This window comes from Paenibacillus sp. FSL M8-0212, from assembly GCF_038004645.1.
Taxonomy (GTDB): Bacteria; Bacillota; Bacilli; order Paenibacillales; family Paenibacillaceae; genus Paenibacillus.
Genome location: NZ_JBBORP010000001.1, coordinates 3,443,013 through 3,465,088, shown reverse-complemented (window position 1 = coordinate 3,465,088; position 22,076 = coordinate 3,443,013). Strand labels below are relative to the sequence as shown.

At 46.2% G+C, this 22,076-nt stretch carries 23 protein-coding genes; 7 read left to right on the top strand and 16 right to left on the bottom strand.

What is annotated here, in order from left to right:
- Positions 1 to 3: 3 nt before the first annotated feature.
- On the top strand, positions 4 to 924 hold the full coding sequence (locus MKX68_RS15260) for an ABC transporter permease (protein ID WP_036668173.1): 921 nt from the start codon (positions 4 to 6) through the stop codon (positions 922 to 924).
- A gap of 132 nt (positions 925 to 1,056) precedes the next feature.
- Positions 1,057 to 1,935 carry a carbohydrate ABC transporter permease gene (locus tag MKX68_RS15255; RefSeq protein WP_017692164.1) on the top strand — a complete coding sequence of 293 codons (879 nt, stop codon included), beginning with the start codon at positions 1,057 to 1,059 and terminating at the stop codon, positions 1,933 to 1,935.
- Between the two features lie 64 nt (positions 1,936 to 1,999).
- Here the strand turns inward: MKX68_RS15255 and MKX68_RS15250 are convergent, their stop codons facing one another.
- Together MKX68_RS15250 and MKX68_RS15245 are read right to left on the bottom strand one after the other, a co-directional pair.
- The gene (locus MKX68_RS15250; RefSeq protein ID WP_074096520.1) at positions 2,000 to 2,188 is read right to left on the bottom strand and encodes an aspartyl-phosphate phosphatase Spo0E family protein; all 189 of its coding nucleotides are present in this window, start codon (positions 2,186 to 2,188) and stop codon (positions 2,000 to 2,002) included.
- A gap of 281 nt (positions 2,189 to 2,469) precedes the next feature.
- Positions 2,470 to 3,180: a MarR family transcriptional regulator gene (locus MKX68_RS15245; RefSeq protein WP_338588598.1), complete on the bottom strand. Its 711-nt coding sequence runs from the start codon at positions 3,178 to 3,180 to the stop codon at positions 2,470 to 2,472.
- 222 nt (positions 3,181 to 3,402) lie between these two features.
- On the opposite strand from MKX68_RS15245, the gene MKX68_RS15240 reads away from it, so the two are divergent.
- Positions 3,403 to 4,977: an FAD-dependent monooxygenase gene (locus MKX68_RS15240; protein WP_340912691.1), complete on the top strand. Its 1,575-nt coding sequence runs from the start codon at positions 3,403 to 3,405 to the stop codon at positions 4,975 to 4,977.
- A gap of 84 nt (positions 4,978 to 5,061) precedes the next feature.
- Here the strand turns inward: MKX68_RS15240 and MKX68_RS15235 are convergent, their stop codons facing one another.
- From MKX68_RS15235 to MKX68_RS15215, 5 genes are all read right to left on the bottom strand, one after another.
- Positions 5,062 to 6,081, bottom strand: a complete 1,020-nt coding sequence (locus MKX68_RS15235) for a hypothetical protein (RefSeq protein ID WP_340912689.1) — start codon at positions 6,079 to 6,081, stop codon at positions 5,062 to 5,064.
- Positions 6,082 to 6,108: 27 nt separating this feature from the next.
- Positions 6,109 to 7,107 carry a hypothetical protein gene (locus tag MKX68_RS15230; protein ID WP_340912687.1) on the bottom strand — a complete coding sequence of 333 codons (999 nt, stop codon included), beginning with the start codon at positions 7,105 to 7,107 and terminating at the stop codon, positions 6,109 to 6,111.
- A 28-nt stretch (positions 7,108 to 7,135) separates the two neighbouring features.
- Complete coding sequence (locus tag MKX68_RS15225; RefSeq protein ID WP_340912685.1) at positions 7,136 to 8,056, bottom strand: helix-turn-helix transcriptional regulator; 921 nt, start codon at positions 8,054 to 8,056, stop codon at positions 7,136 to 7,138.
- Positions 8,057 to 8,139: 83 nt separating this feature from the next.
- Positions 8,140 to 8,328 carry a hypothetical protein gene (locus MKX68_RS15220; RefSeq protein ID WP_074096524.1) on the bottom strand — a complete coding sequence of 63 codons (189 nt, stop codon included), beginning with the start codon at positions 8,326 to 8,328 and terminating at the stop codon, positions 8,140 to 8,142.
- A 148-nt stretch (positions 8,329 to 8,476) separates the two neighbouring features.
- A complete protein-coding gene (locus tag MKX68_RS15215; protein ID WP_253441061.1) occupies positions 8,477 to 8,800 on the bottom strand; it encodes an ArsR/SmtB family transcription factor in 324 nt (107 codons plus the stop codon).
- 205 nt (positions 8,801 to 9,005) lie between these two features.
- On the opposite strand from MKX68_RS15215, the gene MKX68_RS15210 reads away from it, so the two are divergent.
- Positions 9,006 to 10,385: an MFS transporter gene (locus tag MKX68_RS15210; RefSeq protein WP_340912679.1), complete on the top strand. Its 1,380-nt coding sequence runs from the start codon at positions 9,006 to 9,008 to the stop codon at positions 10,383 to 10,385.
- Positions 10,386 to 10,583: 198 nt separating this feature from the next.
- Here MKX68_RS15210 and MKX68_RS15205 read toward each other — a convergent pair whose 3' ends face one another.
- The 3 genes from MKX68_RS15205 to MKX68_RS15195 form a co-directional block, all read right to left on the bottom strand.
- Positions 10,584 to 11,033 (bottom strand): nuclear transport factor 2 family protein, encoded by a 450-nt coding sequence (locus MKX68_RS15205; protein WP_338588606.1) that lies wholly within the window; start codon positions 11,031 to 11,033, stop codon positions 10,584 to 10,586.
- Positions 11,034 to 11,199: 166 nt separating this feature from the next.
- A complete protein-coding gene (locus MKX68_RS15200) occupies positions 11,200 to 11,607 on the bottom strand; it encodes an RrF2 family transcriptional regulator (RefSeq protein ID WP_340912677.1) in 408 nt (135 codons plus the stop codon).
- Positions 11,608 to 11,713: 106 nt separating this feature from the next.
- Positions 11,714 to 12,553 (bottom strand): AraC family transcriptional regulator, encoded by an 840-nt coding sequence (locus MKX68_RS15195; RefSeq protein WP_338588608.1) that lies wholly within the window; start codon positions 12,551 to 12,553, stop codon positions 11,714 to 11,716.
- 118 nt (positions 12,554 to 12,671) lie between these two features.
- Between MKX68_RS15195 and MKX68_RS15190 the strand changes: the two genes are divergently transcribed.
- Together MKX68_RS15190 and MKX68_RS15185 are read left to right on the top strand one after the other, a co-directional pair.
- Positions 12,672 to 13,676 carry a Gfo/Idh/MocA family protein gene (locus tag MKX68_RS15190; protein WP_340912675.1) on the top strand — a complete coding sequence of 335 codons (1,005 nt, stop codon included), beginning with the start codon at positions 12,672 to 12,674 and terminating at the stop codon, positions 13,674 to 13,676.
- Positions 13,677 to 13,696: 20 nt separating this feature from the next.
- Positions 13,697 to 14,644: an aldo/keto reductase gene (locus MKX68_RS15185; protein ID WP_340912673.1), complete on the top strand. Its 948-nt coding sequence runs from the start codon at positions 13,697 to 13,699 to the stop codon at positions 14,642 to 14,644.
- A gap of 270 nt (positions 14,645 to 14,914) precedes the next feature.
- Here the strand turns inward: MKX68_RS15185 and MKX68_RS15180 are convergent, their stop codons facing one another.
- Both MKX68_RS15180 and MKX68_RS15175 read right to left on the bottom strand, forming a co-directional pair.
- A complete protein-coding gene (locus MKX68_RS15180) occupies positions 14,915 to 15,934 on the bottom strand; it encodes a Gfo/Idh/MocA family protein (protein WP_340912671.1) in 1,020 nt (339 codons plus the stop codon).
- Between the two features lie 55 nt (positions 15,935 to 15,989).
- Positions 15,990 to 16,766: a sugar phosphate isomerase/epimerase family protein gene (locus MKX68_RS15175; RefSeq protein ID WP_210110083.1), complete on the bottom strand. Its 777-nt coding sequence runs from the start codon at positions 16,764 to 16,766 to the stop codon at positions 15,990 to 15,992.
- Positions 16,767 to 17,141: 375 nt separating this feature from the next.
- Between MKX68_RS15175 and MKX68_RS15170 the strand changes: the two genes are divergently transcribed.
- On the top strand, positions 17,142 to 17,972 hold the full coding sequence (locus MKX68_RS15170) for a helix-turn-helix domain-containing protein (RefSeq protein WP_315939870.1): 831 nt from the start codon (positions 17,142 to 17,144) through the stop codon (positions 17,970 to 17,972).
- Positions 17,973 to 18,151: 179 nt separating this feature from the next.
- On the opposite strand, the gene MKX68_RS15165 is transcribed toward MKX68_RS15170, so the two are convergent.
- The 4 genes from MKX68_RS15165 to MKX68_RS15150 are packed head-to-tail and all read right to left on the bottom strand — an operon-like array spanning position 18,152 to position 21,904.
- Positions 18,152 to 18,904 carry an amino acid ABC transporter ATP-binding protein gene (locus MKX68_RS15165; protein ID WP_340912665.1) on the bottom strand — a complete coding sequence of 251 codons (753 nt, stop codon included), beginning with the start codon at positions 18,902 to 18,904 and terminating at the stop codon, positions 18,152 to 18,154.
- Entirely contained in the window at positions 18,904 to 19,695 is a 792-nt protein-coding gene (locus tag MKX68_RS15160; RefSeq protein WP_340912663.1) for an amino acid ABC transporter permease, read from the bottom strand. Before MKX68_RS15160 ends, MKX68_RS15165 begins: the two co-directional genes overlap by 1 nt.
- Positions 19,696 to 19,712: 17 nt before the next feature.
- Positions 19,713 to 21,047, bottom strand: a complete 1,335-nt coding sequence (locus MKX68_RS15155; protein ID WP_340912661.1) for a CapA family protein — start codon at positions 21,045 to 21,047, stop codon at positions 19,713 to 19,715.
- Positions 21,048 to 21,061: 14 nt separating this feature from the next.
- Entirely contained in the window at positions 21,062 to 21,904 is an 843-nt protein-coding gene (locus MKX68_RS15150) for a transporter substrate-binding domain-containing protein (protein WP_340912659.1), read from the bottom strand.
- Positions 21,905 to 22,076 lie beyond the last annotated feature (172 nt).

Below are 22,076 nucleotides of genomic sequence, written 5' to 3'. Positions count from 1 at the left end.
AAAATGACACCCCATCCACGCAAACGTACCCGCTGGAATTTCAAACGCACGTGGCCGCTGCATCTGATGCTGCTGCCTGCTGTACTGCTCACATTGCTGTTCGCCTATGTGCCCATGGGCGGCATTATTATTGCTTTTCAAGACTTCAAACCGTGGCTGGGATTCACTGGCTCCAAATGGGTGGGCTGGGACAACTTCCGGTTCATGTTCGAATATCCCGACAGCGTTCAGGTCATCTGGAACACGGTGCTAATTGCTTCGATGAAAATTGTAGCCGGACTTGTGGCCCCCGTGGTGTTCGCCATTTTGCTAAACGAGGTTCGGAACTCTACGTTCAAACGTTTCTCACAGACCTTGGTGTATCTGCCCCATTTCCTCTCCTGGGTTGTACTGGGCGGCATTCTGCTCGATATGTTATCACCGGAAGGTGGACTGGTAAACCAGGTGTTAGCGGCGGCTGGTGTTGAACCGATCTTCTTTTTGGGGGATGGCGACTGGTTCCGTGTAACGGTAGTTGTCAGTGATGTGTGGAAGGAATTTGGATTCGGAACGATTGTATTTCTGGCAGCACTTGCGGGTATTAATCCCGCATTGTATGAGGCTTCCGAGGTGGATGGGGCAACACGACTTAGACAGACATTACATATTACCCTGCCTGCACTCGTGCCGATGATTATCGTGGTAGGTACGTTATCGCTGGGCAATATCCTGAATGCAGGCTTTGACCAGATCTTCAACCTGTACAATCCGCTGGTATATGAGAAAGGTGATATTATCGATACCTTTGTCTACCGGATGGGAATTCTGAATGGCAAAATGAGCTTTGCGACCGCCGTTGGGTTATTCAAATCATTTGTCGCGATGTTCCTGGTCATCTCTGCGTACCGGATGGCATACAAAATCGCTAATTACCGTATTTTTTAAGGGGCATTTTGCATACATCCAGACAGCGACTTTCAATCAGCAAGATATAGATCGAAATGGTTTAGTTCGTCTATATCTTGTACACGCGAGCGATTCAAATCGAATTATGCAAAATGCAAAGGAGGAATTAAGGTGTATCACAAAACAACCGGGTACCGTATATTTAATGGCTTCAACCTGATATTCATCGCGGCCGTCTCGATCCTGTGCATCCTGCCGCTGGTCCATATTCTGGCGGTTTCCTTCAGTGGTAAAGCGGCAGCATCCGCCAATCTGGTGACACTTTGGCCGATTGATTTTACGGTGGACGCCTACACCAAAACATTTGGTAACAGTAACTTTCTAAGTGCACTCTGGATTTCAGTCCAACGTACGGTTCTGGGTACACTGCTCAGTATGACACTTGTCTTCCTGACGGCTTATCCGCTATCCAAGGAGAGTCTGCACTTCAAGGGGCGCTCGTTATACGCGTGGTTTTTCATCTTCACAATGCTGTTCAGCGGGGGATTAATTCCATCTTATATCTTGATCCAGAAGCTTGGACTGATTAATACGATGTGGGCTCTGATTTTGCCAGGAGCGGTGGCTGTCTGGAACCTGATTCTGATGATGAACTTTTTCCGTAACGTGCCAAAAGAGCTGGAAGAAGCCGCATTCATTGATGGAGCCAACCATATCACGACCCTGTTCAAAATCTATCTGCCTGTATCCATGCCCGCCATTGCCACGATCTCCTTGTTCACCATGGTAGGTCAATGGAATTCCTGGTTCGACGGGCTGATCTATATGAATGATGCTTCCAAATATCCACTCGCTACGTTGATGCAGACCATTATCGTTCAGCAGGATTTCTCCAACATGAACGTGGATGCAACGCAGCTTCAGAACATGTCTCAGCGTACGGTTAACGCGGCTCAGATCTTTATTGGCGCTCTGCCGATTCTGCTCGTATATCCGTTCTTGCAGCGTTTCTTCGTAAAGGGAATTGTGCTCGGGGCGGTAAAAGAGTAAGGCAAACACACGGAATCCCTTCATGGGATTCTTCTTCATTTTATAAATGCATTCTATACGTTCATTATTTCAGTTGATTCGAATTTGTTCTCCCGCGAGTTGCGTTGTTATATTCATTAATTAACTCATCCAGCACCATGGATTGGCGAATAACCTCCGGATGCCACAGTTCCGCATATTGAGCTGCAATCTGGTAGAGCCTTTGCCGTGCATGTTCGATACATTCCTGAATGGTTTCCGGATTATGTACCATACTCCCGCCCCCTGTTGTCCTTGAATATCCATCATCCAAAAAAGACCATCTAATATAATATTCGGAACAATAGGGGGTTTGGATTACCCCAAAATTAAAATTTTGGTTATTTTTTCTTGTAAAATTTATTATTAGCGTGGATCACATAACCTGATGTGCATATATGTTGAATGCAAATAAACCGGATCGGCTGCAGCCTGTCCGGTTTTATAGCGTTTATTTTTTGCAGAACAACTTCGTATGCCGAGATGAATATGAGCATGCTCAACAGCTTACTTACGCTAATCCTCATATTTCGTAAAGAAAACATCCTCAAGAACGGCCTTGGCCTTCTTCAGATCACGGGTATTCAGCGTATGAAGCATCCCCATAATTTCATTCATTTCCTCGTTAACGGTTAACTCTCCTGTGGTCTCATTAAGTTCTGAGTCATCTTCAGGATAAGCCCCCCCATCACCAGAAACGATGGATGGCCCATCTTTTTCCGAATTGAACCAGGACGCCTGTGCCGTATCACGGAGAGCATGCGCTAAGAACTGCAATTCATCTTCGGTATATCGCTGCAAAAAACGATTTGCGCCAAGATCAATTTGTTGATGCATGGCTTGATGTAAACGATAGATGTCTTGACCCCGTTCTGTCATGCGAAACAATACTTCTTTTTTATTATCCGGCAGGTATTCAGGCAAAATGATATTTTTCTGTACCAGCCTCTTGGTGATTTTGGAAACCGTGCCTTTGGAAAAGCCAAATTGTTTTGAAATGGTTATCCCATTTACAGGTTCAAGTGTTCCGATAGCATCCAACACATGTAACATCGTAACCGTCATTTCTTCGATTAACTCTTGAACTTCCGGATCAGGGCTGTGCTTAAGCAACCATTCCTTCTCTTCGTCATCTTCCGCTTGGAATTTAATCTGTATATCTTTCACAGCTTCCAGCACTTCATCAATCAGGTGCTCTTTATTGTGATAGTTTGATGGCTTGATCATCCTTTTTCCTCCAACACTAATGAACTTCATCCCAGTATATCAAGGACAGGTTCACAATTAAAGTTTCCAGGAAACAATATTGACAAAAGAATAGAATTTAAACTAATATTGTTGCACGGAAACTTATTGTTTCTAAGAAACAATAAGTTGTAATTTTCATAGTCCGTTAGTTATTAGAAACAGAACTTTATTTCAGATCCAATTTAGAGAGGAACATTACAAATGACAGCTATACGATTCAAGCCATTGCAAGAGAAGCAACAACCGGATGTGAGTCCATCGAGGGAAGATTACGATATCGACGTATTGGTTGCAGGTGCTGGCCCGACCGGATCTACATTAGCAGCAGATCTGTTGCGCCGCGGCCTTCGTGTCCGGCTGGTCGACAAGGCTCCCCATGCCTTTAAGGGTTCTCGTGCCAAGGGGGTACAGCCGCGAACCCAGGAGGTTTTTGAAGATCTAGGCGTGCTGAGTGATGCTCACACAGAGGGAAGTTCTTACCCGCTCGCAGGTATCCATCTAGGTCCGATCACTGTGCCGTGGCGCATGCAGCAGCGAAATAAACCTACACCAGATCTGCCCTATCCGAATATTCTTCTGCTGGCTCAACACCGCACGGATGCCATCCTGCACCGCCTACTCGAACGTCAGGGGCTGAATATTGAATTTAACAACGCGGTAGATACTTTTGAACAGGATGCCGATGGGGTGACGGTGACGCTCTCTTCAGGGGAAAAGATTCGCAGCAGATATCTGGTGGGGGCAGACGGGGGTTCCAGCACCGTTCGTAAAGGTACAGGTATTCGATTTGTTGGAGAGACCAACGAATCAGATCGTATGCTCATCATTGATGGCACAATCGATGGCTTGTCTCGCAATCGTTGGCATATGTGGCCCCGCACAAAAGGTAAATTTGTAGGAGCATGCCCATTGCCACACTCCGACCAGTTTCAGGTCATGATCAGGTTGGGAGCAGACGAGAACCCAGATCTGGACGAGGCTGTACTTGCCGCTCAGTTCTACAAGCTCACTGGTTTACGACTCTACGACATTACCTGGAGTTCCGTATTCCGTCCCAACGTGCGACTTGCTGAGCATTATCGGTCGGGCCGTGTCTTCCTTGCAGGCGACGCAGCCCACGTCCATACCCCAGCCGGTGCGCAAGGGCTCAATACCGGTGTACAGGACGCTTACAACCTCGGCTGGAAGATAGGTCAGGTCATTGCTGGCGCACCGGATCGCCTGCTTGACACCTACGAAGCTGAACGTCAACCTGTTGCCGCACGCGTTCTTGGAAAATCCAGCGAGTTGTACGCCAAGCTCGATAATAAACGTCTCGCCAGTCTCAAACGCGGTGATGAAGAACGACAGCTCTCACTATCGTATCATGGTGGTCCACTTAGCTCTGAGCATGCATCAGCGACCAAGTCACTTCAGGTCGGAGATCGAGCACCTGATGCTCCATGCATCGGCCCAGGCGGTGTAAGACGACTGTTTGAGATCCTTCGTGGACCACAATTCACATTGCTTGCCTTTGGAGCCAATACCGCTCATATTCTCCCAGAGTTGATCTGGCCAACCAGCGGTGCCGAATTGCACAGATACATCGTTAGTACCGGCAATGAAGCCGAACAGAATGTTATCAACGATACCACCAAAAAACTGACCGAAATCTATGGCATTCACAGCGACACGCTGGTACTGATTCGACCCGATGGTTACATCGGCAGCATCATCAAGTGCGACTGGCAGGCGGAATTTGAGAATGCGGTCAGCATGGTTACCCCGCCAAGTTAAGTGAGAAATATTTAAACTGCGCTTCTAGCATCAAATGGAACTTCGACCCGGGGGGTATCACATCAGATAAACTACTTGTTATATTCATCTTAATCCAACATCCTTAAACCGATTGCCTATCGTCTCTGGAAAGGCAAGTTTAATGGCATCAATGGCACGTTGTTCCGTAGCCCCTGCCTTCCGGATAAGCTCAATCAAGCTTTGCACACATTCCGGTTCTCTCGCATCCCAAGAGATGGAGTTGTCTATTTCCTCAACGATCATTGTATACAGGTTTGCGAGTAGCTCATACTCGTTTATAACCTGGTCCATTTGAATGGACAGATGCTTAAGTCCTGCCACATAAGAGGCAATATCCCATCTTGATTTGGCATAATAGCGAAGAACTGTTGCCGCTTGTTCTGCGTCATATGTTCCTGACTGCAAAGCACCAGCAATAGCGGCATACGCAGCCGCCCCACAGGCATAATCTTGGGGCGGCAGCATATAGTCATGGGTTTCCCATTTGTAGACGGCCTGTATTAACGATTCCTTGCAGACTTCCCATAGATCTATAGGTGCACAGGCTTCCATCACCTGATAGTACCAGTAGGGTGTACTGTCCCTCCCAAACGAATCATAGGGCAGACGAATGATTTCATTACCTTTACTTTCACAGATGAACAGCACACGTTCCACCTCATCATATCCAGTAACAATGACAAATTGATCGTGCCAAAGAATCGCACCTACGCCCCGGTCAATGGAAGCTTTGATATCCAGCAGAGCCTGCTCCTGATAGAGCGGAAAAGTCGGTTCGAACGAAAAGCCCGCTGCCTGGCTCGCCGTCACGCCAATGAAGTCGGCTGCGACAAAGTTCTCTGCCATCCAGTTGTATGCGGAGATTGACTCTGCCGTCAGACACCGATCCACCACTAGTCTGAATGCACTTGCTGTCATACCTGCAATCATGTGGTGTGGGAAAACCGTCCACTGTTTATGTAATAAAATGCGATACAACGCATCTGTATACGCGCTCATACCGCTCCATGATCTATATTCATCAGCAAAATTCACAGCTTGCGGGGATTGAATCCAGTCCTGCAATACTACTTTTGTCGCCATCATCCTTCACTCCCTTCCTCTCTCATCCTATCGTGCGGAATGTGCTCCCCACCGTGGTATAGTGGACCTTTTACGGTCAGGATACTTCCGGGATATCACTCGAAAATAATCAATAGCCTGCTCTTCCAATGCTTTCGCCTTCACTAGTACCTGTGCTATATCTTCTGTCGTATCTGATCGCAAGACACGTCTATTTTCCTGCTGAACTATATATCCTTTCATTTGGTCAATTAACGTCCCAAGCTTTTCATAACATGCACAAGCCTGGTCCAGTTCGTTCCATATCCCTTGAACACCCTGCAAATACATTCTTATTTCGGTTCGCGAATGGCAGAAGGATTCCAAAATATAAGCCGCACCGGATTCATCGAAATCCCCACTCCGCAGGGCCTCCACCCACACATCATATGCCTTTTTACCTGAGGCAATATTCTGATCAGGTAACAGACGATAGGGAATATCCCAATCCTCAATCGCCAGTCGCAGGGATTCCAGCAGCATCTGCTGTTCAGGAATGCGGACCTGATCACCAAACACCTGACAATACCAAAATCCGGTAAAGTTCAAGCCGAAATTGTCATACAACAAAATCTGTGGTTCCTTGCTCCATCCGTCTTGCACATAAAAGATGCGGTCACTGTCATCATATCCATGAATAACACCAAACTCAGGAATCCAGTAAATCACACCAGTGCCTTCATCAATACTCCGTCTCACCCAATTCACTGCATCCTGCTGATAATAACTGAACGTGGAATGACGTGTACGTCCCCCATCCCAGATCGTGAATATCCCCAGGTTATCGACTCCAGGACGATGCGCTTCCCCCCACTGCCCATACGCTGTAACCGACATGGGAAGTAGTCTGCGATGTACCGACAGCTTGAAAGCCATGCCCGTATATCCGGCAAGTACAACCTTGGAACCTTGAAACTTGCCCGTATGGGTGAGTATCGCATGCAGACTATCCACGTATGATTTGGACTCCCGCTTCATGATGAGGTGATCTAAAATATTCTCAGCCAAGGACGGATCTTCTCCTCTCTACACTGGTTTATTCCACGTTTAACTTACGTTGTATCGCGAGCCTGTCCATTAATCCTTCTGCGCTTTGCTGAAGCTTGCGTCTAAGCCACCCAGGAGACAAAAGTTCTTCCCATTCGCTAACAAACAAATGCTGCAAGAAAGCGTCCGTGTCATAAAATTCAATTGAATAAATCTGATCTTGCCTAGCCCGAATACGATACCCTTCCCATAGGTCCATTTGCTGCAATTCCTTCAAGCGAATCTCAGCTACAAACGGTTTACGCACAGGCAGTGGTTCTTCCCATCCACCTAAAAGAGCATCTGACCTGTGCTCAAATCTCTCATCCAAGATCGATACATGAACAATGCCCTCCAAGCGAATGGCCACTTGCTGTACAGGGTCTGCTTCATACCCCACCACGTAATCGGCGTTAAACTGGGATATCATCTTTAATGGACACAAGGAAAACTGCCGTTCTCCATCATGATCCCTGTAATGAATATGTATTCTGCGCAAGTCGGTTATGGCATGGGACAACAATTCAAAGACTTGCAGTTGCTTCGGTTGCGCCGAAAACACTGGGAGCTCACTACTTCCCATCTGTTGTTCCTCCAACGTAAAACGCTCCAGCAAATGCGCTACACGTTTCACCGCATCCGATTGATCATAATCGTAATGCCGGTAACGATGCGCCAGATATTTCAGCACACGCTGCTCTTCTTCGGTCATATACAAATGGGGCAATCGAAAAGTCTGATCCTCATAACAATAGCCCCGATATTTTGCCATATACACCAAAGGGGCTCGCAAGGAACTTGCCATATATTCAATATCACGCTGAGCCTGACGACGGGAGATTTCAAATTCACGGGCAAGCCAGCTGCTATTCGGAAAACGTCCACCCCGAATCTGTTCGTCAAACCAGTGAATCCGATGCATGTTACTCATCTTCCCGCCCCCATCTCATCCATTCCTAATATATTCGATTATATCAAAAGACATGGCCCGTTCCGAAGAACAGGCCAGTTATGTTATACATGTGCCTTATCCACTCTGGATTGCACGGCTTTGAAGCATTTCTTGCATACTTTCAGACTTGTACCGTCTGTTTTTGTTTGCGTATACAACAATTTAATTCGGGTACTGCTACACACCGGGCATGTTCCCCGGCCTCTGGAAGGAAGACTCCACAAAACGCGTCCTCTTTTAGTTTTTGCCAATGGTTGTGAACCTCTTTTCGATATGGTTTGTTTGTTCACCGTTATTATATAGGGCCTGGTACGACACAGAATGTCGCATCAGTATTAGAGGTTGTTTAGTATCAGAAAATAAAAATGTCCCCTCTTCGACCTGAAGAAAGGACAAAATTTAGGAAAGATCTGTGCTTGACTGAGCTGCGGCCTGCAATAACGGTTGCAAGAGACCTGGAAAGCGCGTTTCCAAATCTTCGGATCGCAGGGTGAGAAAATGCTGTGTGCCCTGCACTCTGACCCGAATAACTCCGGCTTCCCGCAGGGTGCGAATGTGGTGCGACATCGTTGACTTCACAACAGGTGCATGAAAATGACTGCACGGCTGCTCCCCGCTTCTCGCTGCTTCCGCAACAATCCCAAGACGGGTTGGGTCGCTTAACGCATACAACACGGAGGAAAGTTCAATATCTGACACCTGTGGATGATGTAAAATCTTCATACTGTAGTCCCCTTTTCTCAGACTATCCATTGTATTTTAACACAGATCCATGATATATTTCTAATGTTCGATACCAATCGAACTTTAATGATTTCGTTATGTAACCCCTGCTGTTAGGCACGGGATTGACATCATACTACATTTTGCAAATGTTACACACTGTTTCTGAAATGTTGCGAAATACATATCACTTTAGGAGGTTTTTATGAACAACACTGCAACCGCATCATCAGGGGAACGGACCGGAATACAGGAAGGATTAATTGTAAGCTTGCTTGGTTTCACCGTTGTACTCGTTGTTATGAATACAATGATGTTTAATCTGGCTCTTCCCAAAATTGCAGCCGAATTTATGCTTACATCCGTCGCTTCCTCATGGATTGTTACAGGGTATTCCATTGTATTTGCCATTTCCTCGATTACGTTCTCACGTCTATCGGATTTCATCCCCATTCGTACATTATTCACGACCGGGCTTACGTTACTTGGTGCGGCATCGGTTCTCGGGTTCTTCAGTAATCACTTCATCATTTTGCTCATTGCACGTCTGATCCAGGCTGCGGGTGCTGCATCGGTTCCGGGGCTTGCCATTGTGCTGATTACCCGGTACATTCCACATGATCGCCGGGGTAAATCGATGGCTGTCATCATGTCCGCGAGTTCACTGGGGCTTGGACTTGGTCCCGTCATCGGCGGAAGTATTACTCAGTTTCTGGGATGGCATGATCTGTTTATCGTTACGGGCTTAACGTTATTCTTGATTCCTGTATTCTTCAAACTGCTTCCTCGGGAAACACCGCAAAAAGGTTCATTTGACCTGCTGGGTGCCGTGCTTCTTGCCATTGGTACTACGGGTGTGCTGTTATTTCTGACTTCCCGTCAGTGGTACACACTTGTTATCGGTGCTGCGGCACTGCTTCTGTTCTGGCTCCGAATTCGGCGCGCGGCAGATCCATTTGTTCAACCTGCTTTGTTCAAAGATAAAAAATATATGATGCTCAGCTCGCTGGGGATTGTATCGTACATCAATAACTTCTCAACGCTGTTCCTGCTGCCGCAAATTTTGGCGCATCTGTATGGACTGACCCCTGCTCAATCGGGACTCGTCATCTTCCCGGGTGCAGTCGTGTCCATGCTGCTGTCCAATCGGATCGGCCGCATGATTGACCGACACGGCAATACGTTGCTACTGAAGTTTGCACCATGGTTGCTACTGGCTGCTGCCGGGTTGTTTGCCTTATTTGCAGACAATAACATCTACGCCATTATGGCGGTCTATGTGCTGCTCAGCGTTGGCTTCTCATCCCTGACCACTAGCGTGTCCAATGAATTGTCTGGTAATCTGACCATGGATCAGGTGGGCGCAGGTATGGGACTGTTCCAACTCAGTCAGTTCTTCAGCGGTGCTTTCAGTGTTGCTGTTACTGGCGTAGCATTAACGGCGATGCAGAATATGCCACTGTCCTCAGCGTACACTAATATTTTCTGGGGCATGACTGTAGTCGCACTGGCATCCGTTATTTTCTCTCAGGTGTATCTAAGAATGCAGTCTCGGAAAGTCACGGAAACAAGTAGCCGGATCTAACATCATATTTAAACAAAAGAAGTCAGGAAGGGACCCTCGGGTTCTGAACCTGACTTTTTTGTTATCCCATTTTTCTGTGTAGGTGTCAGCTGTTCTGCTCCACTAACACCAAATAGCCCCAAGGACGCATTCATTGCGCTACTCGGAGCTATTATTTTCATGGTTGATCAACTTATCTATTCTGCTACACGGATTATACTATTCAAACAGGTCCAGACGAAGACGTTTCAGACTTGTATGTTTGATGTACCACTGGCCGTCGATTTTGACAAACGTTTCGTGGTAGTGTCCAAATCCGTGGAAGGATTTGTTTTCATTGCCCTCCGGGAACGTGACCCAGTCTTCCATTGGGGAGATGACCTTTGCTTCGTTCTCAGATACAAATTCAACTTCGGCGCTATGAACATGATGCACAGTTACGGCAACATCCACCAGATCACGGAATACTTGTACGATCGTATCACGGCCTGTTAATACCGGAATCGGATTGCCTTCTGTGCTGAAATCGGCCACTGCATCCGGAGCAAAAACATCACCCAAGGTATCCCATTGTTTCGTATCAATATAGCGGCAATAACGCGCCTTGGTGTTCCTGATGTTTTCAAGCGCGAGCAATTGTTCCAGTCCTGTGATCATTGATTGGCTCATGTGTTGTCCCTCCAGAGATGTAAAATATGATGTGAAATTTGGATCATGTATGTATGCATACTATACCTTCCTTATTGTACCATTCGGCTTCTATTAGGTACAACGATACAAAAAAAATCTTTCCTTACCTCTCGCGAGGTTGGGGAAAGATCACTTCTAGTGCAAGTTACAGGGAATGTGTACCCTTCATCTGGGAAGCCAGTTCTGACATTTTTTTATTGTTCAAAAAACTTTCCATCTCTTCTTCCGCCTGCACCATCACCTGCTGGATCAAACAGCCTGCGTTATGATTCTGGGAACATTCGAACAGGGACGCCTGACCTTCAATCGCATGAATGATCTCCAGAAAAGAAGGGTCCGGATTTTTACGACTAAGTCGGTAGCCACCATTGGCACCAGAAGTAGATTCAATCATGCCCGCCTTAACCAATTTGGTCAAAATTTTGGACAGGTAGGTTGGTGATACCTTCTGCAATTCTGCAAGTTGGTGTACACTAACCAGCTGCTCAGGGGCAGTACTTACAAGATGAAGCATCGTATGCAAAGCATAATTTGTCGCTTTTGAATATTTCATGAGGGCACCTCATTATACACGGATTTAATTTATCCATAATAGACTTGATTGAGCTCTCTGTCAAACCACTATACCTAAAGCGCTGACAACATCGAATCGATACGGGTTAATTGTGATACAATCCGCGGTAATCCGTAGGTGTCATCCCCTCATGGGCCATGAACTGGCGGTTAAAATAACTGGCATTGGGATACCCCGCTTCCTCCGCGATTTGTCCAATGTTGGCCGTAGGCCGTTCGAGTAACCACTGCTTCGCCATCTGTAGCCGTGAACGAGTGATAAACTCCATAGGCGTCATCTCCACAGCACTCTTGAACATTTTGCAAAAGTAATACGAACTCACACCTGCGAGATCCGCCCAGTCCTGTAACAGGAAAGGTTGACAGGCCTCTTGCTGCATCTGTGGAAGAAGTGCAAGAACCCGACTCTCCGCCTTGCTTGTGGTACGAGTGCTCTTTAAAGGTACTGCATGCTGTACGAACTCGGCGAGTACGGCATAGGTCAGTGTGGATAGCTGAGCAGGACGCAGCATCGTGTTCTGTTCCGCTTCAGTCAGCAAAGCCAGATGAGCCTCTTCCCATGAGCTACGCTGCCGTAGCGTCCACAGCAGATTGCGATGCAACCCCCGCTCGATCATATAATCATGCAGACGTTCACCGTAAAAATGAACCCATCTCACATCCCACGGGTCATCTTCACTACTATAATAATGCTGCCGCTGCTGCGGGAAATAGAGAACCGCCTGACCTGCGCGAAGCTCATGCATCACCCCGTCCACTTCCACGTACCCTTTGCCCGCAGCGACATAGTGAATATTAAAGTTGTTCAGTGCTCCTGCCTCCCGCAACACGGAATGCTGGACGTGGTCCATATAATGTCCAACGGACTCGGGATAACAAAAATATGGAATATCCTGCAGGGTAAGCAATACGGTTTGTCTCATCATAGCCGGTTCTCCTTGATCAACAATATTGTGTTAACTAACTTCAATATATTATCATTTTAATTCATTGGTCTATTCTTTATAATCACAATATACATTTATACACAGGAGGATACAACACATGAATTCAGTTCAAAAATTGCGTTGGGGCATTCTTGGTAGCGCTAGCATTGCTGTGGAATCCGTCATTCCAGGCCTGCAGCAATCCGAGTTGAATGAAGTAACCGCGATTGCCAGTCGAGACGAAGATAAAGCCAAACAGACGGCCGAACAACTTGGGATCAACAAGGCTTATGGCAGTTATGAAGCTTTGCTCGCTGATGATTCCATTGATGCCGTATATATCCCACTGCCGAATCATCTGCATCGGGAATGGACGATCCGTGCTGCTGAAGCAGGCAAACATATTTTGTGTGAAAAACCACTGGCTCTGACAGAGCAGGAAGCTCAGGAGATGGTTCAAGCTTGTGCAGATGCAGGTGTGCATCTCGCGGAAGCATTCATGTACCGCCATCATCCAAGATATGAGCAGATCAGGGATATCATTGCCAGTGGTGAGATCGGTGAGATCCGTGGTATTCACAGCACATTTTCATTTAATAACTCCAATGCATCCGGCAATGTCCGCTTTCGGAAAGAGTGGGGTGGCGGTGCACTGTATGATATCGGGTGTTATTCCATCAGCGTAGCACGTCTGCTGCTTGGTCAAGAACCAAGTGCAGTTACCGTTATTGGCATGTTCTCCCCACAGCATGATCAGGTCGATATGATGGCTTCCGGACTGCTGGAATTCGATAATCATGTTGGCGTGACGTTTGACAGCAGCATGTGGGCAGCCTTCCGCAACACGCTGGAGGTATTGGGATCCGACGGGATTATCGAAGTACCTTCCGCATTTATCAGCGGACAGGACCGCAGTTCCAACTTCTATGTAACGGCTGGTGGTGAACGCAGAGAGATTGAAGTCCCGCAAGTGAACCACTACTCTCTACAGGGAGATGATATGGCACGTGCTGTACTTCAGGGCAAGGATCTGCGCTTCGCCCCTTCCGATGCGGTAGCTAATATGAAAGTACTGGAAGCTTGCCTTCGTTCAGCGGAAGAACGCACACGAATTACACTATAATTGAGAGGATGAACTGACTTATGGAATATATCGAAATTGCTGGTGCAGGTAAACGTGTCTCCAGATTGATTAAAGGAACCGATTATTTCGTGCATGATGCCTACGATAAAGCAGCTACGAACATGGATGCTTTTCTGTCGATTGGCGGTAACACTGTAGATACAGCACATATCTATTGTGGTGGACAGAGTGAAGAAGTCCTTGGTCGTTACATGAAAGAACGTGGTAACCGCGACCAGATCGTCATTCTCACCAAAGGCGCGCATCATGACCAGAATGGACCACGTGTGAACGCTGATGCCATCCGCAGTGACTTGATGGAAAGTCTGGAGCGTCTTCAGACAGATCACGTAGAGATGTATGCCTTGCACCGGGATGATCCAAATACTCCTGTGAGTGTTATTCTTGAAGCATTGAACGAACATATTGAATCCGGCAAAATCGGCGCAATTGGCGCCTCCAACTGGACTTGGCAGCGGCTCGAGGAAGCTAATGCATATGCTGCGGCAAATGGCCTGAAGGGCTTCACATTCAGCAGTCCAAATCTCAGTCTCGCCAAAGCAAACGAACCGTTCTGGGAAGGCTGTGTGTCAGCAGATGCAGAGACGCTGGCATGGCATGATCAAACCAAGCTGCCATTGCTATCCTGGTCCTCTCAAGCGCGTGGTTTCTTCACTGGACGATTCACACCTGAAGTTCGGGATAACGAAGATCTGGTACGTGTATTCTACAGTGATAACAACTGGGAACGGTTACGTCGGGCTGAACAATTGGCTAATTCGAAGAAAACATCACCCATTCAAATTGCACTCGCTTATGTATTGAATCAGACGTTCCCAACCTGTGCCCTGATCGGTGCCCAGAATCAGGCGGAACTGCTGTCCTGTGACGAGGGTTCCCGCATCACGCTAACTCCGGCTGAAATAACATGGCTGGATCTGGGCAGTGATGTACCGGCTGGCATCTAAAGAAAGTTAATCATTATATCATTAATTTTAATGACTCTAAAGGGCTGATATTCCGCGATAGCGCGAGATGTCAGCCTTTTTCTGTTCAGTACAAGCGATCAGATCCTTTAACCTTGTTGCACAAATTACCGTATACACTGTTCACCTTCCCATACTTGCCTGTAAACAAACAGAGAAAGACTTACCCCAGAACACTTCACTGAGATAAGTCCCTTATATCATACATTAAGACATATAAAATGTTAGAAATTGCACTGTCATTCGGTTGAATTACAGCTTAATGATCTGACCTGTTTTCTCGGATTCGAATGCTGCCAAGATCACTTGCAGGGAACGCAAGCCCTCTTCCCCAGAAATCGCTGGAGGTGTTTGGGTTACAATCGACTCTACAAATGCGTCAATTACACCACTCGGCACTTGTTTCTCGTTGGTAGCCATGGCACCAACTTTGTACGTCTCAACTGTACCATTGGTCAGCTCAACGATAACTTCATCGCCTTCCACTGTTCCGATCTTCATAACACCATTCTCGCACCACAGCACTGTACTGTTGTCTCCAGCTCTGTATTGTGTCCAGCTTGCTACGAGCGTTCCGATCGCTCCGCTCTTCATACGCAGCAAACAAGTTGCGTTATCGTCAACCTGAGTACCTTCCTTGTGCAGTGTGCTGATGAAACCAGCCACTTCAGATACTTCATCATTCAGCAAGTAACGGATAAAGTCGGATTTGTGTACGCCCAGGTCGCCCATCGCGCCCATGATCGCTTCTTCTTTACGGAAGAACCAGCTTTCAGCTCCGTCCACACTCCATCCTTCCGGACCCGGGTGACCAAAGGAAGTACGGAAATTCAGGACTTTTCCGAGTCTGCCGGAGTCGAGAATTTCTTTTGCTTTTACGTGAGGAGGCATCAAGCGCTGGTTGTGTCCAACCATCAGATACACACCATTTTTCTTGGCAGCTTCGATCATTTGCTCGCCTTCTTCAGTGGATACTGCCATTGGTTTCTCAACCAATACATGCTTGCCTGCATTTGCAGCTGCAATCGCCATTGGCGCATGCAGATAGTTAGGTGTACACACACTAACGGCATCCACTGTTTCGTTTGCAAGCAATTCTTCGTAACTGGAATACGCTTTACCGCCGTAAGTCTCGGCCATCTTCTCCGCACGCTCCACAATCGGATCGGCAAAAGCGACAAGTTCTACGTTCTCATTGGCAGCGTACTCTGGAATATGTCTGCGCTCGGCAATGGCTCCACAGCCGAATACAGCAACTTTAATTTTACTCATGTACATAAGTCTCCTTTGACAAATAGATTAGCATTTTTTATGGTTCGATGGTCCGTTAGAATTGGTTCAAATAGTTCTGTTTCAGCCAGTTGTAGCTGTTGGATACGCTCTCAAGCGGAGGGTTCTGACATACGTCTTGTTCCACGATCAGCCATTCCACGCCTGCATTCGTAGCGCCTTCAATAACAGCTGGCAGGTCAACCGAACCTTGTCCCAATTCCAGTGTTTTCATCTGGCCCTGTTCGTCTTTGCTGAAGTCCTTCAGATGAAGCAGCGGCAAGCGACCCGCATATTTATTAATATACTCGATCGGATTTTGTCCCGCAAATTGTACCCAACATACGTCCATTTCCACTTTTACCGCTTCCGGTGATGTTTGAGCGAACATGGCATCAAAGGCATTAGCATCGCCAACCTGGCCATGGAATTCAAAGTCATGGTTATGGTATCCGAAGATCAAACCTTGTTTCGCTGCTTCAGCTCCATATTGTTGTAACTCAGCGAATAGCTTGGTCCATCCTTCTGCATTCTCAGGACGATCTTCTGGCATCAGGTAAGGGCAAATGATATATTGTGCACCAATTGTTTTCAGGTAATCGATTTGTTTTTGCAAGTCTTCGCGCATCGCATGTAATGAAACGTGGCTGCTGAATCCTTTCAGTCCAAGTTCATCTAGTAGCGCTTTCATTTCCTCAGCTGGAATATCGCCATATCCGGCAAACTCCACACCTTCATATCCAAGGGCCGCTACCTTACGCAACGTACCACGAAAATCTGCTGCAGTTTCATCACGGAGTGTAAACAATTGCAAACCAATATTAAGTTTTTTCATGTAGGATACACCTCTGTTCTCAAATTTGCTTTCATTGCTCTATCTGGTATCATCCTAACGCAAAACAGGCTAGAATGAACATATACAATATAGTCAGAACATGAACTATCTGATCAAATTTTATTTCCATCATTTTGCATCTATTGAATGTAGCTAATTTCAACTGAAGATATTTACACTGGCACTCCGATGACAGAACAACCTTCCGATCGCTGTTATCCCCAGATTTTTTTGATTTCCTTTTCAATAAGGATAAAATCCGGAGATAAAGGCGAACACTTCGTTTCTTCAGGTTCTTTCTGTCCTCTCCGTTTTCGTGTAATGTTAAGTTAAACTTATGATGTAAAAGGATGTACATATTGGGGGATTTTATCTTTGGATACGTTAGAGACATCTGTACTGATCTGTGACTACTCATACCACTATAAAGCGTTCACACATAATATGAAGGGCGAGTTGCAAACCTATCTGTTCCGCCTGCAGACCGAAGGCTCGTGCAAAGTGTATGTACAGGATAAAGAATTCAGGATGACTAGCGGGGACTTGTTGCTGCTCAAGCCTGGCGACGACTATCATCTCGTTGTAGATGAACCACATAAAGAAGGACGTTTGTCCAGCGGAGATTATTATCTGTTCTGCGAGGGCAGCTGGATCGAGAACTGGTGGAAACGGCAGCATCGATCTACCGTGAGCCGGATTGGACTTGATGATAAACTCATCAGCCTTTGGAGAAATATGTTACTTGAGAAACGTCGCGGGCCTCTAGAAGAAAATGCGGAGCTAAAGGATGCGTTACTGCGCGGATTATGTCTGTATATCGACCGGGCAATTAAAGAGAATATTCAGACCGATCGGGCAGTTTCCTCTGCGCTGAAGTTAAAACGATTTATTGAGGAGCATGCCACGGTTACGTTCAAGCTTGAGGAAGCGGCACGTTATGCAGGGCTCAGCTTGTCACGTGCAGTCCGTTTATTTAAGGAGCACTACAATCAGACCATGATTCAATATGCGATTGAGATCCGTCTGAATGCGGCGCTGGAACGAATGAAATACAGTGAAATGACACTGGAGCATATTGCCGAATCCTGCGGTTTTGCAAGTTACTCCTATTTCCACCGGGTATTCCGGGCGCACTTCGGTGTGTCTCCGGCGGAGTATCTCAAATCCAGACAGCATGAACCTATCGATGATCTGGAGCATGTGTGAGGATTCTATTTTAAGATACTCTCACACTCCAGGAAACGATAGATATAAATAACACCTTGGTCAATACACGCATATCGTGTCTGCCCAAGGTGTTATTTATATTTAAAGAATGCCCATTGGTTCGCTATCCACAAATAACGTTTGAGCGTCCAATCATGGCTTACAGATTAAGGCTCGCATCAGCGATTATCACCTTTGTTACGGAAATAGTTTTGAAGGAATTCTTTTGCCCGCTCCGATTTAGGGTGATTGAATACCTCATCTGGAGTCCCTTCTTCAACAATTTTCCCTTTATCCAAAAAGAGAACTTTATTCGCTACTTCATATACAAAACTCATCTCATGTGAAACAAGGAGCATCGTTTGACCCGTAGCCGCTGTTCTTTTGATGGTTTGCAGTACCTCACCCACGAGTTCCGGATCCAGAGCAGAGGTTGGCTCGTCCAGCAACAACAGTTTAGGTTTCATCGCAAGAGCACGAGCGATCCCAACACGTTGCTGTTGGCCTCCAGATAAGTGCTTCGGATAATAATGACTCCGTTCGGAAAGCCCTACTTGTTCCAACTGTTCTTTGGCAAGTTGAGTAGCTTCACGATCATTCATTTTTTTGACGATCTTTAAGCCTTCTTTGACATTATCTAGCGCAGTTCGATGTTGAAATAGATTGAAGTGCTGAAAAACCATCGCCGTTTGCTTCCGGAGCTCCAGCCGCTCTTTATTAGTGATCGTACTAAAATCAATCTTGAACCCTTCGAGATCCAACGTACCTCGATCCGCCGTTTCCAGACAGTTCAGCGCACGCAAAAAGGTGGACTTCCCCGCACCAGACGAACCGATTAGAGCTACAACATCTCCCTTTTCAATCTCGACTGAAATATCATCAAGGATTAAATTGCTGTGAAAGGACTTGGACAAATGGTTTACCTTAATCATCAGATGCCCCTCCTTCCCCAATTAAACCAACCGCCTCCGTTGATCGTTTGTTGAACCGGGTCTGGAATGGAAAATCTCTTCTCCAAATATCGAAGAATTTGTTCAATGATAATCGTCATGACCCAATAGATAATTGCAAGAGCGAGATAGACCTCAAAAAATCTAAACGTGCTTCCGGCAATAATTTTCCCTTGTGCGGTCATTTCGATAACTCCGGCAACAAACGCCAAGGACGTTCCCTTTAACAAACCAATCAATGCATTTCCAAGCGGTGGAATCGCAACGACAAGCGCTTCAGGAACGATGACTCTTCTCAAAACCTGAAGATAGGTCATCCCCAGCGATTCAGCAGCCTCAATCTGCCCTTTGTTCACAGATTGTAGAGCAGCACGAATCGTTTCCGAATTGTAGGCAGCTTCATTAAACGCAAAAGTAACCAAAACAAAAAGCATAGCAGGCACAGCATTAATGTTGTAGTCTGTCCCGTACTGTTGATTAATGAATTTTAATAACAACGGAATCCCGTTATAGGTCAGGTACAACTGTACAATAATTGGTGTTCCTCGTATAAACGAGATAAAGACAGTGACAAGCTGACTCAGAACAGGGACTTTTTTCATGCGAATAATCGCAAATAACAAAGCAAAAACAAGACCAACGATCATTGAAATAGCAGTGATTTGCAGACTCACAGGAAGAACCTCTAACAGACGAGGAATTGATGTGAACACCGCGTTGATATCAAAAATCTCTCCCATGAAGTTTACATTCCTTCCACGTTCATTTTCCACAGACCGTCAAAGTGGAATTACTTCCACTCTTTAACGGTTATACGTTCGCCTTGGCGTACAATTTCGGTATTATATCTGTCCTTGCTCACTGTATTCAGCCTATCAAGCAAAGACGATGTAGCCTCTTCCGATGCGAGCACAGGCAACCCCCGTTTGGTCACGGTTGAATGAGTCAGCTGGAGATCAATCGGGATCAATTCATAATCAAACCTCTGCTGCTCCACATCCAGATCAAATGAGATTACAAAGTTCTCCGAGAACTTCCGATCACTATAGAAGCCCTGCCAGTTCCCTTCACTGTCTTTTGTTCTGTTCTTGTGCAGTGTAGACGGAGACTCGTTCTCTTCATAACCATAGGCAGTGAACATTTCCGGAGAAACAATCGATTCTCCTGCCTCAAATTCCATGAGCAAGCTGCCAATGTTGTAGAAAATCGGCTGTCCCTGGTAAAGTTCTACACCTCTTGTGAAGTGGGCACCATGCCCGAATACACAATGAGCTCCTGCATCCACAGCTCCACGAGCAAAACTTTCGATAAATGCAGCAGGATAATCGGAATACCAGTCTTCATTCTCTCCCTCATGTGTATGCAGGTTGACAAAAACAAAATCACTGCGCTCTTTAGCGTCACGAATGGTCTCAAAGATGTCCTGTTGATCCTGTTCATGCGCTGTCGTTTTGACACGCGGGTCCTCGCCTTTTTCAAAGGTCAGATACCCTTCAAACAACGATCCAAACTCATAATGATTCTCGGACTTGCTCTTAAACGTCTCAATCCGTTTGCCTACTTCCATGCTTGCGGCGATACCGATTCGTTCACTGATACCCTTCAGAGCCTCGAAGTCCTGATCGTTAACCACGTACGTGCGTGACCACCGCAGCGGATTCAGACCTGGACGTGCAGGAACGCCATTCCCCGGATTGGATGCGGCGAAAACTTCGCTTCGTGTCACACCTATCGTAATGATCGCAATCCGTCCATCTGCTGTATCAATAAAAACCGGCTTGCGTGCATCATGCAGACTCATGCCCACCCCAAGAGGAATCAGCCCGCGTTGCTCCGCTTCCTCAAGCGTGTCCGTAAGTCCTTCTATTCCATAGTCACCGGTATGATTGTTGGCAAAGCCGACATAACGAATGTTCAAACGTCCAAATTCATCCAGTGTATTGGGACGTACACTCGTCTGATAACCCCGGCCTGCCGCGGGAGCTGTATGTTTTCGCGGGGTGACAAATTCCGCATTGGTAAAGACCTCATCTGCTCCCTTTAACAGGGACAACAGATTCGGGTCCATGGTTTTATCTACATTACGACTGGAAAATAACGCATCCCCTGTAACGATAAATTTCATGCCATCACCTTTTCCTATTCCATTAGTTCTTTCTTAGGCAAATAATCGCCCCCAAGTTGTTCTTCGCTAATTTTCAATAACGTTCCATCGTTGTACATTTCTTTGATTCTCTTATTAACTGCATCCAATAGTGTGCTGTCAGCAGATTTGGAGAACAGGATATAGGAGCCTGGATCGCTATTTTCAGTAGAGAAAGGAACTACTTTCAAATTGGTAAAGCCATGCTCTTTAATCGCCTTTTCAGCAGAAACGCGAGAAATGATTCTTACATCGTATCGTCCTGCTTCAATACCTTCAAACTGCTTGACGAAGTTTTCTTCGGTGTACATAATTTCCGCTTTGGCATCCGCGTGTTCCGCATTATAATTTTCAAGCAGCGTAGCGCCGGAATTCCCTACTTCAGTCACGGCTTTGTAGCCCTTGAGATCTTCTATCGATTTAAGTGTATTATCGTCCTTGCGAACAACAAACACATTTGCATTTTCAATGATAGGCAAAGAGAAATCATATTTATTGCGTCTTTCTGCGTTGGAGCTGAAATTATTTGCGCCCAATTGGAAACGTCCATTATCAAGGCCAGTCAAAATGCCTTCAAATTCAATAGCTTGTACTTCCAACTTATATTCAGGAAGACCTTCAAAAACAGCTTTCATGACTTCAACATCGTATCCCGTCAATTGGCCGTCCTTATCATAACTGAACGGATTGCTAACTCCGCTCGTGCCAGCTACAATCGTCTTTTGGCCTGGTGTTGCACCGGATTCTGCTCCTGAGCCTGTCTCATTTTTGTTTCCACAACCCGCGATGACAACCCCTAACAATAATACAAAAACAACCGGCAAAAATTTCTTTTTCATTTTAACTTCCCCCTCGTTTATCAACGGAAAAAATATGATGTCCAACTTAACATAGTAATTTAGTATGAAATGTATTATGTCACGCTATATATACTGTGTCAAGGTAAACCGGTAATGGATTACTGAAACTGCCAATGCCGATCAAGGAACAAGAGATCACCCTTTTGATCAT